A 13,752-nucleotide genomic window follows, 5' to 3' on the forward strand; every position below is an offset into this window, starting at 1 on the left:
GAGGGCTCTATCGACCTACGTCCCGAACCGCTCCGCCCGCCCGTGCGGCGCATCGTAATCCAGCACCGGCCCGAGCGGCACGATCCCGGTCGGGTTGATGGTCGGGTGGCTCTCGTAATAGTGCCGCTTGATGTGGGTGAGGTTCACCGTCGGGGCGATGCCGGGGGTCTGGTAGAGGTCGCGCGTGTAGGGCGCGAGGTTCGGGTAGTCGGCGATCCGGCGCAGGTTGCACTTGAAGTGCCCGACATAGACCGGGTCGAACCGCACCAGCGTCGTGAACAGCCGGATGTCGGCCTCGGTCAGGCGATCGCCCATCAGGTAGCGGCCGCGATCGAGGCGGGCGTCGAGGGCGTCGAGCTCCTCGAAGAGCGCCGTCACCGCCTCCTCGTAGGCTCCTTGCGTGGTGGCGAAGCCCGCCTTGTAGACGCCGTTGTTGACCCGGTCGTAGACCCGGGCGTTCAGGGCGTCGATCTCGGGCCGCAGGTCCTCCGGGTAGAGATCCGGCCCGCTGCCGTCGAAGGCGCCGTTCAGCATCCGGATGATCTCGGCCGATTCGTTCGACACGATCGTGCCGCGCGCCTTGTCCCACAGGACCGGCACGGTGACCCGGCCGGTGTAGTGGGGATCGGCCTTGAGGTAGACCTCGTAGAGCCGGGTCGCGCCGTTGAGGGTGTCGGGCCCGGCGCCCGGGCTGTCGCCGAACACCCAGCCCTCGTGGCCCATATGCGGGTCGACCACCGACACCGAGATCGCGTCCTCGAGCCCCTTGAGGGCTCGCACGATCAGGGTGCGGTGCGCCCACGGGCAGGCGAGCGAGACGTAGAGGTGGTAGCGCCCGGCTTCAGCCGGGAAGCCGCCCTCCCCGCTCGAGCCGGCCTGCCCGTCCGGCGTGATCCAGTTGCGGAAGGCCGCGTCCTTGCGCACGAAGCGCCCGCCGGTCTCCTTGGTGTCGTACCATTGATCGCGCCAGACGCCGTCGACCAGAAGCCCCATCGCGCCCTCCCAGAGCATTTTCCGACGAAGCGGATACCGGTTCGTCGGAGGTATGCGGCAAAACAAACACTTGGAACACCTCACGATCGCAACGCGATCGTGAGGTGTTCTAATCCACCCGCGTCCACAGCTGCTTCTTGCAGATCAGCCCGCCGAGGACGCAGCCCGACAGTTCGAGCACGTTCGGCCCCTTCATCGCGAGCTTGCCGGAATAGGTCTTGCCATCGCGAAAATTATAGAGCGAGCCCTCCCAGCCCTCGCCGGACGGGCGCATGTCGCGGCTGAGCGCCACGCCGACGAGGCTGCGGCCGCGCAAGCTGGAATCGGGGTTGTTCACGTCCTTGGTCTCGCCGGCCATCACCTTGGCGATGATGCCGCAATAGGCGGCGCCGCAGCGGCTGATGCGGATCTGCGAGTCACCCCCGGGCGTGAGCCAGGTACCAACGGGCTGGGGACCCGCCTGCGCGTGGGCGAGAGCCGGGGCGCAGGCGAGGAACAGGGCGGCGAGATAAAGGGGACGCAACGGCCAGGGCTCCGGATGAGCGGAATGGAGCCCCCGACCTAGCGCCTCCGCGCCCGTCCCGCCATCCGGTCGCTCAGGCGACGAGTTCGGGGAACGGCACGATGGTCGATTTCACCGTCTTCATCGCCATCGCGTCCTTCACCGCCTGCGACACGCCTTCCTGCGTGAACGGATAGACCGTCTGCATCTCGAGCCACGGATACTTGTCCCGGGCGCGGTAGAGCATGTCGACGCCGAGCGGCAGGTCGTTGCCGGTGAAGGCCCAGGAGCCGAGCACGTTGAGGTCCTTGGAGCAGATCCGGTGCCAGGAGGTCTCGATCTTCCCCGCATCGGTGAACTGGCCCATCTCGACGTAGGTGCCGCCGTCGCGCAGGAACTCGATGCCCTCCGGGCCGGCGCTCGGGTGGCCGGAGCAATCCATGACGAGGTCGGCGCCGAAGCCGCCGACGATCTCGCGCACCGCGGCGATGCGGGCCTCCGGCGTCGTCACCTTCGTGATGTCGACGGTCGCCTCGGCGCCGAACTTGCGGGCGAGCGCGAGGCGCGGCTCCTCCGGCGCGCCGACGCAGATGACGCGGCCCGCCCCCATCTCCTGCGCTGCCGCCACCGCCAGGATGCCGATCGGTCCGGAGCCCTGGATCACCACCGTGTCGCCCCACTTGAAGCCGCCGGCCTTCGTCGCGCGGTTGAAGGCGCGGATGCAGGAGGTCAGCGGCTCGGACAGTGCGCCGAGGCGCAGCGACATGTCGTCGGGCAATTTGTAGACCTTGGTGCCCGGCAGCATCTCGAGGTCGACGTAGACGTACTCGGCCCAGCCGCCCCACAGGTGCGGCGCCTTGTCGAAGCCGAGATAGCGCCCGTAATAGACCGGGGTCAGGCACTTGTTGGCCTGCTCGGGATAGTGGACGCAGTAGTAGCAGTGCCCGCAGGGCATCAGCGGCGGGATCATCACCTTCGATCCGACCTGGAGCGGCTTCTCCATGAAGTCGGCGGTGAACCCGTCGCCCTTCTCGACGATGACGCCCCCGATCTCGTGGCCGAGCGTGAACGGCCACGGCAGGGGCTTGGGCCAGTGGCCCTTGAGGATGTGCTGGTCGGTGCCGCAGACGCCGCAGGCGCCGACCTTGATGAGCGCGGCCTTGCGCGGAACCTTCGGCCAGGGCACCGATTGGATCACGGGCTCCGCCCCGGGCCCTGCAAACGTCGCGACGCGGATCTCTGGCTTGCTCATCGGCGCTTCCTCGGCTGGCTGTTCTGGCGCGGCGCGCGGCCGCGTGCCGGGTCTCCGCCCGGCCGCCCGCATCCTACCATCGTATCCGGATCGCGCATCCCAATCGGGCGCGATCGATGTCCGGGGTGCACCATGGCCGAGGTGACCGCGGAACGCCGCGGCTGGATCGACGCGGTGCTGGAGCGGATCGAGCCGCCGCCGCTCTCCGCCTGGGCCTACGGCTTACGGATCTGGCTCGCCATGATGCTGGCGCTCTATGCCGGGTTCTGGCTCCAGCTCGAGAGCGCGTCCTCGGCCGCCGTCACGGTGGCGATCCTCGCCCAGCCCCGGCGCGGCCAGGCCCTGTCGAAGGCGGCCTACCGCTTCCTCGGCACGGTGATCGGCTTTGCCGTCGCGATCCTCTTCGCCGCCCTGTTCGGGCAGGACCGGGTCGAGATGCTGGTCGCCTTCGCGACCTGGATGGGGCTGTGCGTCTTCGTCGCCAACTACCTCCAGGGCACCAAGGCCTACGGCGCGATGCTGTCGGGCTACACGGTGGCGATCATCGCGATCAACAACATCGACGCGCCGCAATCGGTGTTCGCCACCGGCGTCGAGCGCGTCGCCGCCATCACGCTCGGCATCGTCGCCATCACCTTCATCAACGACGCGCTCGGCGCTCCTTACGTCTTCCCCGATCTCCGCGCCGGCATGGCCAAGGCCCGCGACGCGGTGCGCGAGTTCGTCCGCAGGGCGGTGCGGGACGGCGATCCGGGCCCGGAACCCGCCGCCGACGCGATGCGCCTCGTCGCTGCGCCCCGCGACGCGATCGGGGTCGTCGCGACCGAGTTCCACGACGGCGAGAACCGGGCGGCGGGCGCCAGAAGCGCGGTGGCGGCGCTGTTCGCCTCGGTCGCGGCGGCCCGCTCCTTTGCCCTCGCGGTCTCGCGCTCCGGCGATCCGGACGACTTGCGGAGCCAGGTGCTCGCCGGCCTCGACGGCGACCGCGACGCCCTGCCCACCCTGATGGCCCGCCTCGACGCGCTCGCGGCGGGCGGTGAGGCCGATCCCGATGCCGTGCTGCTGCACCGGCGCGCCATCGACCTCCTGCGCCAGGACCGGCTCGCCGCGGACGGGATCGAGGCGCTGGAGACCGGCCGCGCGCCGATGCGCGACATGCGCCTGCCGGTGCACCGCGATTTCCCCGATGCGCTGCGCAACGCCGCCCGCGTCGTCATCACGATCGCGATCAGCGCGGCCTTGTTCATCCTGAGCGGCTGGCCGGCGACCTCCGCGGCGCTGCTGCAGGTCTCAGCCTTCGCAGCCCTCGCCTCGATCAACCCGAACCCGATCGGCTTTGCCACCGGCGCGCTCTGGGGCATGCCGCTCGCCGCGGCCTGCGCCGGGGTGGTCGAGTTCATCATCCTCGACGGCGGCCAAGGCTTCCCGCTGCTCGCGATCGCGATGGCGCCGGTGATCATCGTCGCCTGCCTGCTCAGCCTGCGACCGGCGACCGCGAGCCTCGGCTTTATCCTCTTGGTGTTCTTCCCCGTGGTGCTGGCACCGACGAACCCCCAGCCCTATAACCCGGAATCCTACATCACCGCGTCGGTGCTGTTCTGCGTCGCCGGGCTGATCCTGTTCCTGGTGATCCGGATCGTGCTGCCGACCTCGAATGCCCAGCGCCGGCGCTGGTCACTGCAAGCGGCCCGGGCCGACGTGATCGAGGCCTTGTCGGGCGAACCGCAGGAGGCCGACGAGCGGGTCAACCTCGATGCCGACCGCCTGGTGCAGTTCGCCGGCTGGGGCGGCACCGCGGGTGCCGTGCGCCGTGCCAGCCTGCACCACGCCTTCGCGCTCGCCGCCCTCGACACCGCCGCCGCCGGCGCGCAGGCCGGCCTCAACCAGCTCGCCGGGATGCCGGCCTATGACGGCGCGGTGCGCGAGGCCCGCGCTGCGCTGCGACGGGCGGAGGCCGGGCCGCTGCGCGAGGCCGGCATCACCCTCCTCGCGGCGGCACGCGCCGCGCCGGCCGATTCGCGCCGCATCGCAACACGGGTCGTGGCCGACCTCGCCACCGCGTCCTATGTCGTCGAGGGGCAGGGCCGGGTGCTGCGCCGCCTCGACCTGTGGGGGGCCCGCTAGGCCATGTTTCACGACCTGACGATCGGCGGGGTGCTGGTCTCCCCCTTCGTCGTCTATGCAGGGATAGCCCTGGCGATCCTGCTGGCCCTGCGGCCGCTCCTGCGGCTGATGCGCTTCGAGCGGGTGTTCGCGAACCCGCCGCTCGCCGAGGCGGGAATCTACGTCTGCATCCTGGCGCTGCTGATCGTGCTGGTCTGAGGAGGGAATCGTGGCGGTCAAGCGGACGACGCGGGGACGGCGCCTGGTGCGGATCCTCGCCACGCTGGTGGTGCTCGTCCTCGCCGCCGCCGCGGCGCTGATCGTCTGGCAGTACTACGTCACCGCGCCCTGGACCCGGGACGGCCGCGTGCGGGTGCAGGTGGCGAGCATCGCCCCCCAGGTCTCGGGCCAGATCACCGAGCTGCGCGTCGTCGACAACCAGCTCGTGAAGAAGGGCGACGTGCTCTACGTCATCGATCCCTTCGACTTCAAGGTCGCGCTCGATTCGGCGAAGGCCGACGTCGAGAACCGCGCCGCCGACCTCCAGGTCAAGCGCGCGCAGGCGGCGCGGCGCGAGGCGCTGACCACGGTCTCGACCTCGATCGAGGAGAAGCAGCAATTCGCCGGCACCGCGAAGCAGGCGGAGGCCGCCTTCGCCCAGGCCCAGGCCCAGGCGGCGCAGGCCGAGATCAACCTGAAGCGGACGGAGGTGCGGAGCCCCGTCAACGGCTACGTCACCAACCTGCTCCTGCGGGTCGGCGACTACGCCAGCGCCGGCACCCGCAACATCTCGGTCATCGACGCCGATTCGTACTGGATCGACGGCTACTTCGAGGAGACCAAGATGGACCATATCCGGGTCGGCGACGCCGCGACCGCGGCCCTGATGGGCTACGCCGCGCCGATCCGCGGCCGGGTCGACAGCATCACCCGCGGCATCAGCACCTCGAACGCCGCGGCGAGCACGCAGGGGCTCCCCAGCGTCGATCCGGTCTATACCTGGGTCCGCCTCGCCCAGCGGGTGCCGGTGCGCATCCGCATCGAGGAGGTGCCGCCGAACGTGGCGCTCGTCGCCGGCATGACCGCGACGGTCTCGGTCGGCGCCTATGCCGAGCGCGGCGACCGCCTGCGCGACGTGTTCAGCGCCTTCGTCGACCGCCTCGGGCCGAAGCGGCCGGACAATGCCAACGCCCTGCCGGCGGGCGTCACCACCACGGTCAAGGGCCCGCACGACGTCTCGACCCTGCCCACCCCCGACCCGAAGGCGGGCCCGAGCGCCGACCAGATCGCCCCCGGCATCGCGCCCGGCATCAACGAGGCGCCGGAGACGGCCAAGGAGGCGCCGCCTCGGGAGCAGCGCGGCTCGCATCGCCAGGGCAATGGCCGCACCGCACGGGATTGACACGCTCCCGCTTCGCACGGCACAGGAGAAGGGCTTCACCGCGCGCGGGCGTGGCGGAATTGGTAGACGCAGCGGACTCAAAATCCGCCGTCCTCACGGATATGTCGGTTCGAGTCCGACCGCCCGCACCATGCGTCTCTGACGATGATCGCCTCGCGGTCGGACATTGCCGACAAGGTCAGTCGTCGTAGTGCCACCGGCACTGCGCGATCTCGAGCGTCTGGGCCGCTCCGGAACCGCTCACCCGGTAGACGAGCCTGTGCTCTCCCGAGATCCGACGCGACCACCAGCCCTTGAGCTTGAATTTCAGCGGCTCGGGCTTGCCGGTCCCCGTGAGGGGCGTGCGCTGGGTCTCCTTGATGAGATCGTTGATCCGCCGCAGGGTGGCCGTGCTCTCGCCCTGCCAGGACAGGTACTCGTCCCAGGCATCGTCCGAGAAGGTGAGCCTCATTCCTCCGACCGATCGGGTTCGATCAGCGAGCGTTCGACCCCTCGGCCAGCGTCGAGCTGATCGACCGACCGCATCAGGCGCCGCGCGTTGGCGGGAGTGCCGAGGAGGTGCAGGGTTTCCCGCAGGCTCTCCAACTCGGCGAGGGGCAGCAGCACCAGGGGCTCGTGGCCCTGACGGGTCACCACCAGCTCCTCCCGGTCGCGTTCGACCCGGTCGAAGTGGGTCGCGATGCTCTGTCGGAATTCCGTCAGGCTCACATGCGTCACGGTCGTCTCCATCCGTACGTATCAATGTACATAAATCGGGGAGGCTCGTACACCCAGGAGAGGATCTGCCGCCCGGAGAGGATGGGTCTGCGCCGCGGCCTCAAGATCCGCCGTCCTGACAGACATGTCGGTTCGAGTCCGACCGCACGCATCGGTTGGTGGCGCTGAGGAGGTCAGTCTCACGCGCTCTCGGCTTTCGGCCGTTTCCTGGCTTTGGTCTTCCCGCCCCGCGGTTCCGCCATCGTGTTCACCGGCTGACCGGCGATCGTACCGCGGACTGCGTAGGTGGCGACCTTGACCAGCCTCGCGGGCGTCGGGTCAACCTTCGGCATCGCCGCCTCCGGGGGCCGGCCGGGGCTCAATCCCTGGCGGAGCACATCGTTCATCCGGGTCTGCCAGCCGGCGCCGGTGGCGCGATAGCCCTCGACGACGTCCGGATCCAGCCGGAGCTTGACGGGCACCTTCGTCACCTCGGCCTTCGGTCGGCCGGGCCGGCGCTTCCAGGCGGCGTACAGGTCGGGCATCGCCTCGGAGAACGGGCGCATCTGCGCGGCCTGTTCGTCGGTCATCTCAGGAGCATCCGGATCGTTGGCGATCTGGGCCTGGATCCGGGCCTCCTCCGCTTCTGTCACGGGCGGGATCTCAGCCTTGCGCTTCGTCATATCTCTTGCGCTCCTTGGCGCTCGCCGGGCGGAAGCTGATGAGGGAGATGCCTTCGGAGCCGAGGCGCGAATAGAACAGGGCGTGCACCCTGCCCTCGAACAGGCCGAGAGCCTGGAACCGCGGCCGGCCGTCAGGACCCGGGTGGGTGGGGAACACCATCGCCGTCCCGAAGTCGAAACCGTCTTCCACATCGGCGAAGTCGAGGCCGTGGCCCTCGGGCTCGGGCCGGAGATTCCGCTGCCGCTTCGGCTCATCCCACACGATCCGCATGGAAAACTCGTACACCCAAAAACAGTGTCGCTCCAGATGGCGGGGGTACGGATTTCCTGCGGTAGCGAGCGGACACCACAAGGCTCCGCCACCTTGCCCGCCGCCGCACTCCTTACACGTCGGCGCCTGCTCCGACGCCTTGGACACCGGTTCGCCGAAGGTATGTGGCAAGGTCGATGACTTGGAGCAGCGCTCGGCCGCAACGTGGTCGAACACCGCTCCGGCCGCTCGGCGAGGATCGCGGCGCGCGTCACCCCTCCGGCGGCGCCAGCGCCCGCTCCAGCACCGGCAGCACCCGCGCATCCCCCATCTGCGCCACGTTGAAGCGCATCCGGTCCCCGGCGGTGCGCGAGACGCTGAACACGTCGCCGGGGGCGAGCACCACGCCCTCGCGGAGCGCCGCCCGGGCGACGTCCGCGGCGTCGCGGCCCTCCGGCAGGCGGCACCAGAGGTAGAACCCGCCCCTCGGCATCAGCCAGGGCCGGATGCCGAGGGGCGCGAGCCGCCCGGCGGCCTCGCGCCGGGCGCGGTCGAGTCGCCGGCGCAGAGATTCGATGTGCTTGCGGTACTGCCCGTCACCGAGCACGCCCGCGACCAGCTCCGCCGCGACCGGGCTGATCCCGCCGAAGCTGGTCGCCACCTGGAGGTCGATCAGGGCCTCGATCCACTCCGCCTTTGCCACGACGTAGCCGCAGCGGATCGAGGCCGAGAGGGTCTTGGAGAAGCTGCCGATGCGGATCACCCGCTCCAGCCCGTCGAGGGCGGCGAGCCGCGGCGACGGCTCCGGCTCGAAGGCGGCGAAGATGTCGTCCTCGACGATTACGACATCGTGCGCGGCCGCCGCGTTGAGGAGACGGTGGGCGGTCGCCGGCGAGAGCGTCGCCCCGGTCGGGTTGTGGAGGGCCGAATTGGTGACGTAGAGCCGCGGCCGATGCGCGGCCGCGGCCTGCGCGAAGTGCTCCGGGTCGGGACCCGCCTCGGTATAGGGCACGCCGACCACCTCGGCCCGGTGGGCGCGCAGCAGCGCCTGGAAGTTGAAGTAGCAGGGATCGTCGACCAGCACCGTGTCGCCCGGCCGCACCATCAGGCGGCAGATCAGGTCGATCGCCTGCGTGCCCGAACCGGTGAGCAGGATCTGGTCCGGACCGACCGCCAGCCCCTCGCCGGCGCATTGCCGGGCGAGCAGCCGGCGCAAGGGGAGCGATCCCCGCGTGGCGCCGTAATCGGTCAGCACCGCATCCTCGGCCCGGGCGAGGCCGCGGGCGGCGCGGCGCAAAGCCGCCACCGGCATCCAGGACGGCGGCAGCCAGCCGCAGCCGGGCTTCGGGATCTCCGGCTCGCCGTCGAGGGATTGCCGCGAGACCCAGAGCGGGTCCACCGCCCGGTCGAGGCGCGGGCCGGCCTCGGCGAGGGTCAGGGGCGGCGGCGCCGCGGCGTAGAAGCCGGCGCCGGGCCGCGAGCGCACCGCGCCTTCCGCCGCCAGGCGCTCGTAGGCCTCGACCACCGTCGAGGGCGAGACGCCCATGGCGGTGGCGAGCCCGCGGATCGAGGGCAGCCTCTCGCCCGGCGCGAGCCCGCGCGCGGCGATCCGCCCCCGGATCGCCGCCATCACCGCCGCCGTGCGGCCGCCCTCCGCCATCGCGTCCCGCTCCCGACAGTGTGGGTGGTGGCACCCGTACAGTTCGGCGCGACTGTATGGGACCGTGCCTTCGTGGGGTAGCCGGGCGGCGCTATGCCTTTCGCCGGAAGCGAACAGAGATGCGAACCATGCAGCGGTCGGCGGGCGGGTGGGGCAGCGGGCTCCTCGGGGTGGTGATCTTCAGCGGTTCGCTGCCGGCGACCCGGGTGGCGGTCGGGGGCTTCTCGCCGCTGTTCCTCACCTCTGCCCGGGCGGTGATCGCGGCCGTCCTCGGCGCGGGCCTGCTGTGGGGGTTACGGCAGGCGCGGCCGGCGCGGGCCGACCTCCTGTCGCTCGCCATCGTGGCGCTCGGGGTGGTGCTCGGCTTCCCGCTCCTGACGGCGCTCGCGCTCCAGCACGTCACCTCGGCGCACTCGATCGTGTTCATCGGCCTCCTGCCGCTCGCCACCGCGATCTTCGGGGTCCTGCGCGGAGGCGAACGGCCGCGGCCGGCGTTCTGGCTGTTCTCGCTCCTCGGCAGCGGCGCGGTGGCGGGGTTCGCGCTGCTCCAGGGCGGCGCGGGGGCGCTCGCCGGCGACCTCCTGATGCTCGCCGCGATCCTGCTCTGCGGGCTCGGCTACGCCGAGGGCGCGGCCCTGTCGCGCCGGCTCGGGGGCTGGCAGGTGATCTCCTGGGCGCTGGTGCTCGCCCTGCCGGCGATGCTGGTCCTGGCGCTCGCGACCCGGCCGGCCGGGGTGGCGGGGGTCGGCGCTCCCGCCTGGCTCGGGCTCGCCTACGTCTCGGTGTTCAGCATGCTGGTCGGCTTCGTGTTCTGGTACCGGGGGCTCGCGCGGGGCGGCATCGCCGGCGTCGGCCAGTTGCAGCTGCTCCAGCCCTTCCTCGGCCTGCTGCTGGCGGGGCTGCTGCTCGGCGAGCCGGTCGCCCCCTCGATGATCGCCGTGACCGGACTGGTGGTCCTGTGCGTCGCGGGGGCCAAACGGTTCGCGTGAGCGAACCGTCGCTCCGACGGGAAGCGGTTCGCATGAGGACACCGCCCCATCCTGGGCCAAGCTCTGACGGCGACGGTTGACGCGGTGTTTACGGCATCGTGCGCATTGTCAGCACCATGCGTCGTGGCATCGTAGCGTTCTCAGCCCTCACGCTCTTCGGCCTGGGGCTTACCGGATGCGCGCTCAACCGGTTTGAGCAGCGCGAACCCTGGCGGAATCAGGCCGAAGAGGTCTGCCTCGCCCAGAAACTCGTTCGTCCGAGCGAGGACATCCAGCCGGTCAAGGAGATCGACGGGCCGGGAGTCTGCGGCATGGTGCACCCGTTCCGGGTCACGCGGCTTGCCGGCGGCACCGTCGCGCTCAAGCAACGCATGACGCTCGCCTGCCCGATCATCCCGGAGGTCGAGGCCTGGCTCGCCGGCACGGTGCAGCCGGCGGCGGAAGTGTATTTCGGGCAACCCGTGGTCGAGATCAATTCCGGCTCGTATTCCTGCCGCGGCCGCAACAACCAGGTCGGCGCCAAGCTCTCGGAGCACTCGTTCGGCAACGCGGTCGACGTGATGTCCTTCCGCTTCGCCGACGGCTACGTGGTGACGGTGAAGGGCGGCTGGCGCGGCACCGAGGCCGAGCAGGGCTTCCTGCGAGAAGTCTTCCTCGGGGCGTGCAACCACTTCACGACGGTGCTGGCGCCGGGGTCGAACGTCTACCACTACGACCACCTGCACCTCGACCTCGCGCGGCACGATCCGCGGGGCCTGCGCCGGATCTGCAAGCCGCTGATCAAGTACGAGTCGCGCCTGCCGCCGCCCGGCACGCCGCTGTCGCCGATCCGCAAGAAGCCGCCGGCCTGGCAGCCCGCCCCCGATCCGGCGCCGATCGACGTCGAGGAGGACGATCCTTACGGCCTGTCGCCGACGAGCGCCCGGGATACCGGCACGAAGGTCGCCCGCGCGCCCTCCCCTCGCCCGGCGCCGGTCCAGGCCTACGCCCCGCCGCCGGCCGCACGCCCGGCGGTCGCCGCAGAGCCCCGCGCCCTGCCGGAGCCGCTGCCGCTCGGCAGCCCGACCTGGTCGTCGGGGCCGATCTACTGAACCAGTCTCGTCAGGCCGGCGCGCCGCCGAGATCCGCCACCACGGCGCGGCGCGCCGCCGCGTCCTCGGCCAGGCGATGGACGTGCATCTCGGTCGCGCCGCGGGCGCGCGCACGGGTGAGCCAGCCGCGGGCGAGGCGCTCGCGCGGGCTCTCGCCGGCGGCGGCCACCGCCACCAGCTCGGCGGTGCCGTCGCCGCCGCGGCGCACCGCGATCACCACCGCCTCGCCGACCTCCGCCGGGTCGTCGTCGAGGGCGTGGATCCCCACCACGTAGCGGCGGCCGGAGCGGCCGCGCCAGGCGCTCAGCGGCAGCGCCGGGGTGCCGCGCAGGCCAGTGGCCGTTCTCAGGCGCTCCTCACGCACGTCCATTCTCCTCGCGCGATCGTTCTGGATGTCCCGCATCGCCACCGACCAGGACAGGGCTCGTTTGTTCGCCATTTGTTCCAGCCTAGTTCCGATTCCGGAGGTCCGTCAAGCGTGAACGCTCGGAGTGCGCGGGATCTGGCGAGGGGGTGCGAAGAGTTCAAGATCGGATCGGCGGGGAACCGGTAAAAAGGGCGCCGCGGCCGGGTTTTCCCGGCCGCGGCGCGGTCACTCACCAGCGATGGTGCCAGCCGTGATGGCCCCAGCCGCCGCCCCAGCCGACCCGCCGGTAGCCGTAGCCCCACGGGCGATGCCAGCCGACGCGGCGGTAACCGTAGCCCCAGGGCCGGTGCCAGCCGACACGGCGATAGCCGTAGCCCCAGCGCGGGCCGACGACGACGGTGCGGTAGCCGACGACCGGGGCGTAGAAGACCCGCGGGCCGAGGTTCGGACGGCACCAGCCGCGCCAGTTCCGGTGGAACCCGGGGCCGCAGCCGTCACGCGCCTCCGCGGTCGTCCCCGTGCCGACGACGGCACCGACGGACAGGATCGCGGCGCCAGCAATCATGCTCCAACGCATCATAGCCTCCTGTAGAGTGAGGCCCATGAAATGCACGAGGGGGCGAAATCGTTTCGCAGGTTACGAAGAGTTCATGTTCGGCGTCCCGAGGCCGTGTCACGGCCATGCTCGGGCGATGTCCGATCGTACGCAAGGACTGGAATATACTGGTATTTTTGACCTAGATCCTCACGCCGTCCCACGGGCGGCCTTCGGGATTGCCTGAAAGCCTGGCCGATCGCACACCCACAGGGTCAGTCCGGAGCGGCGCACGGGAACCCGTCACGACGCGGAGGATGCGGGGCCTCCCGGTGAGAGAGGCCCTTCTACGTCTCCTGCGCCCGCACCGCGGCACGCGGCGACGCAGGCATCCCCGCCTCCCGCACCAGGGCGTCCGATGCGGTCTCGATCCGCTCCTGCACCTCGGCGAGGAACCTGTCCTTCGGCAGGCCGGGCGGGATCGGGGGCAGGAACTCGATGATCGCGGTGCCCGGCCGGTAGGTCAGGCGGCGCCGGCCCCAGAACACCCCGGTGTTGAGCGCGACGGGCAGGCACGGCACGCCGAGCCGGTCGTACATGTGGACGAGGCCGTACTTGTAGGCCGGCGGCGCCCCGGGGGCGCGCCGCGTGCCCTCGGGGAAGATGATCAGGCGGCGCCCGTCGGCCATGGCGGCGGCGGCCTCCTCGTTCATCAGGGCGAGCGCCCGGGAGCCCTTCGAGCGGTCGATCGCCACCATCTCGCTGCGGGCGAGGTACCAGCCGAACAGGGGCAGCCACATCAGCTCGCGCTTGAGGATGTAGCTGAAGTCGTCGAGCACCGTGACGAGGGCCAGGGTCTCGAGGGCCGACTGGTGCTTGGCCGCGACGAGGCAGGCCCCGGCCGGGCGGTGCTCCAGCCCGCGGAACTCGACCCGGAGGCCGACGATGGCCGCGAGCAGCCGGAGGATGATCCGGGCCCAGGTCTGGGCCAGCCACACCACGCTGCGCCGGCTGACCAGGGCCGGCAGCCCGCCGATCAGGAGCGCGGCGGTGACGAGGTAGAAGGCGATCGTGAACAGGATCGAGCGGACGAGGGACATAGCGAGCGGCGAGCGAACCTTCGGGCCGGGCCCGGAGGCCGGCCGCGGGCGGACGGGGATGCGGCGCCCGGCGAGGCGCCGCCCGCGTGATGCGGTCGGGCCCCTCCTTAGAGCATTTCGGCCCGCGCG

14 protein-coding genes, 1 tRNA gene and 2 pseudogenes are annotated in these 13,752 nt (G+C 71.1%); 6 read left to right on the forward strand and 11 right to left on the reverse strand.

Features of this window, described 5'->3' with window-relative positions; translation table 11 throughout:
- Window positions 1-15 precede the first annotated feature (15 nt).
- The 3 genes from ACS5PV_RS27940 to ACS5PV_RS27950 all read right to left on the reverse strand — a co-directional run bounded on the left by ACS5PV_RS27940 (window position 16) and on the right by ACS5PV_RS27950 (window position 2,747).
- Window positions 16-993, reverse strand: a complete 978-nt coding sequence (locus tag ACS5PV_RS27940) for a glutathione S-transferase family protein (RefSeq protein ID WP_455398601.1) — start codon at window positions 991-993, stop codon at window positions 16-18.
- Window positions 994-1,102: 109 nt separating this feature from the next.
- Entirely contained in the window at window positions 1,103-1,516 is a 414-nt protein-coding gene (locus tag ACS5PV_RS27945) for a DUF2147 domain-containing protein (protein ID WP_455398602.1), read from the reverse strand.
- A 73-nt stretch (window positions 1,517-1,589) separates the two neighbouring features.
- A complete protein-coding gene (locus ACS5PV_RS27950; RefSeq protein WP_455398603.1) occupies window positions 1,590-2,747 on the reverse strand; it encodes a zinc-binding dehydrogenase in 1,158 nt (385 codons plus the stop codon).
- Between the two features lie 132 nt (window positions 2,748-2,879).
- Between ACS5PV_RS27950 and ACS5PV_RS27955 the strand changes: the two genes are divergently transcribed.
- The 4 genes and pseudogenes from ACS5PV_RS27955 to ACS5PV_RS27970 all read left to right on the forward strand — a co-directional run bounded on the left by ACS5PV_RS27955 (window position 2,880) and on the right by ACS5PV_RS27970 (window position 6,383).
- A complete protein-coding gene (locus ACS5PV_RS27955; RefSeq protein WP_455398604.1) occupies window positions 2,880-4,871 on the forward strand; it encodes an FUSC family protein in 1,992 nt (663 codons plus the stop codon).
- A gap of 3 nt (window positions 4,872-4,874) precedes the next feature.
- Entirely contained in the window at window positions 4,875-5,069 is a 195-nt protein-coding gene (locus tag ACS5PV_RS27960; RefSeq protein WP_455398605.1) for a DUF1656 domain-containing protein, read from the forward strand.
- Window positions 5,070-5,076: 7 nt separating this feature from the next.
- Window positions 5,077-5,952, forward strand: a pseudogene (locus tag ACS5PV_RS27965) (efflux RND transporter periplasmic adaptor subunit); the annotation flags it as partial.
- Window positions 5,953-6,296: 344 nt separating this feature from the next.
- Window positions 6,297-6,383, forward strand: a tRNA-Leu gene (locus tag ACS5PV_RS27970).
- 47 nt (window positions 6,384-6,430) lie between these two features.
- Here ACS5PV_RS27970 and ACS5PV_RS27975 read toward each other — a convergent pair.
- From ACS5PV_RS27975 to ACS5PV_RS27995, 5 genes and pseudogenes are all read right to left on the reverse strand, one after another.
- Entirely contained in the window at window positions 6,431-6,703 is a 273-nt protein-coding gene (locus ACS5PV_RS27975; RefSeq protein ID WP_455398606.1) for a Txe/YoeB family addiction module toxin, read from the reverse strand.
- Window positions 6,700-6,981, reverse strand: a complete 282-nt coding sequence (locus ACS5PV_RS27980) for a type II toxin-antitoxin system Phd/YefM family antitoxin (protein WP_455398607.1) — start codon at window positions 6,979-6,981, stop codon at window positions 6,700-6,702. Before ACS5PV_RS27980 ends, ACS5PV_RS27975 begins: the two co-directional genes overlap by 4 nt.
- Window positions 6,982-7,328: 347 nt before the next feature.
- Window positions 7,329-7,631: pseudogene (locus tag ACS5PV_RS27985) on the reverse strand (BrnA antitoxin family protein); the annotation flags it as partial.
- Complete coding sequence (locus ACS5PV_RS27990) at window positions 7,612-7,902, reverse strand: BrnT family toxin (RefSeq protein WP_455398608.1); 291 nt, start codon at window positions 7,900-7,902, stop codon at window positions 7,612-7,614. The gene ACS5PV_RS27990 and the pseudogene ACS5PV_RS27985, both read right to left, overlap by 20 nt.
- Window positions 7,903-8,152: 250 nt before the next feature.
- Window positions 8,153-9,541: an aminotransferase-like domain-containing protein gene (locus tag ACS5PV_RS27995; RefSeq protein ID WP_455398609.1), complete on the reverse strand. Its 1,389-nt coding sequence runs from the start codon at window positions 9,539-9,541 to the stop codon at window positions 8,153-8,155.
- 128 nt (window positions 9,542-9,669) lie between these two features.
- On the opposite strand from ACS5PV_RS27995, the gene ACS5PV_RS28000 reads away from it, so the two are divergent.
- Together ACS5PV_RS28000 and ACS5PV_RS28005 are read left to right on the forward strand one after the other, a co-directional pair.
- The gene (locus ACS5PV_RS28000) at window positions 9,670-10,530 is read left to right on the forward strand and encodes a DMT family transporter (RefSeq protein WP_455398610.1); all 861 of its coding nucleotides are present in this window, start codon (window positions 9,670-9,672) and stop codon (window positions 10,528-10,530) included.
- A gap of 116 nt (window positions 10,531-10,646) precedes the next feature.
- A complete protein-coding gene (locus ACS5PV_RS28005) occupies window positions 10,647-11,621 on the forward strand; it encodes an extensin-like domain-containing protein (protein WP_455398611.1) in 975 nt (324 codons plus the stop codon).
- Window positions 11,622-11,631: 10 nt separating this feature from the next.
- Here the strand turns inward: ACS5PV_RS28005 and ACS5PV_RS28010 are convergent, their stop codons facing one another.
- The 3 genes from ACS5PV_RS28010 to ACS5PV_RS28020 form a co-directional block, all read right to left on the reverse strand.
- Window positions 11,632-11,985, reverse strand: a complete 354-nt coding sequence (locus tag ACS5PV_RS28010) for a hypothetical protein (RefSeq protein WP_244539556.1) — start codon at window positions 11,983-11,985, stop codon at window positions 11,632-11,634.
- Between the two features lie 232 nt (window positions 11,986-12,217).
- Window positions 12,218-12,565: a GCG_CRPN prefix-to-repeats domain-containing protein gene (locus ACS5PV_RS28015; protein WP_093568844.1), complete on the reverse strand. Its 348-nt coding sequence runs from the start codon at window positions 12,563-12,565 to the stop codon at window positions 12,218-12,220.
- Between the two features lie 305 nt (window positions 12,566-12,870).
- Window positions 12,871-13,623, reverse strand: a complete 753-nt coding sequence (locus ACS5PV_RS28020; RefSeq protein ID WP_455398612.1) for a lysophospholipid acyltransferase family protein — start codon at window positions 13,621-13,623, stop codon at window positions 12,871-12,873.
- Window positions 13,624-13,752: the final 129 nt, after the last annotated feature.

This window comes from Methylobacterium sp. Gmos1, from assembly GCF_053764715.1.

What these genes read in the sequence shown, in the direction of transcription:
- ACS5PV_RS27940 (WP_455398601.1), bottom strand. Translation starts at nt 993, where the DNA reads ATGGGGCTTCTGGTCGACGGCGTCTGGCGCGATCAATGGTACGACACC.
- ACS5PV_RS27950 (WP_455398603.1), bottom strand. Translation starts at nt 2,747, where the DNA reads ATGAGCAAGCCAGAGATCCGCGTCGCGACGTTTGCAGGGCCCGGGGCG.
- ACS5PV_RS27955 (WP_455398604.1), top strand. Translation starts at nt 2,880, where the DNA reads ATGGCCGAGGTGACCGCGGAACGCCGCGGCTGGATCGACGCGGTGCTG.
- ACS5PV_RS27960 (WP_455398605.1), top strand. Translation starts at nt 4,875, where the DNA reads ATGTTTCACGACCTGACGATCGGCGGGGTGCTGGTCTCCCCCTTCGTC.
- ACS5PV_RS27975 (WP_455398606.1), bottom strand. Translation starts at nt 6,703, where the DNA reads ATGAGGCTCACCTTCTCGGACGATGCCTGGGACGAGTACCTGTCCTGG.
- ACS5PV_RS27980 (WP_455398607.1), bottom strand. Translation starts at nt 6,981, where the DNA reads ATGGAGACGACCGTGACGCATGTGAGCCTGACGGAATTCCGACAGAGC.
- ACS5PV_RS27990 (WP_455398608.1), bottom strand. Translation starts at nt 7,902, where the DNA reads ATGCGGATCGTGTGGGATGAGCCGAAGCGGCAGCGGAATCTCCGGCCC.
- ACS5PV_RS27995 (WP_455398609.1), bottom strand. Translation starts at nt 9,541, where the DNA reads ATGGCGGAGGGCGGCCGCACGGCGGCGGTGATGGCGGCGATCCGGGGG.
- ACS5PV_RS28000 (WP_455398610.1), top strand. Translation starts at nt 9,670, where the DNA reads ATGCAGCGGTCGGCGGGCGGGTGGGGCAGCGGGCTCCTCGGGGTGGTG.
- ACS5PV_RS28005 (WP_455398611.1), top strand. Translation starts at nt 10,647, where the DNA reads ATGCGTCGTGGCATCGTAGCGTTCTCAGCCCTCACGCTCTTCGGCCTG.
- ACS5PV_RS28015 (WP_093568844.1), bottom strand. Translation starts at nt 12,565, where the DNA reads ATGCGTTGGAGCATGATTGCTGGCGCCGCGATCCTGTCCGTCGGTGCC.
- ACS5PV_RS28020 (WP_455398612.1), bottom strand. Translation starts at nt 13,623, where the DNA reads ATGTCCCTCGTCCGCTCGATCCTGTTCACGATCGCCTTCTACCTCGTC.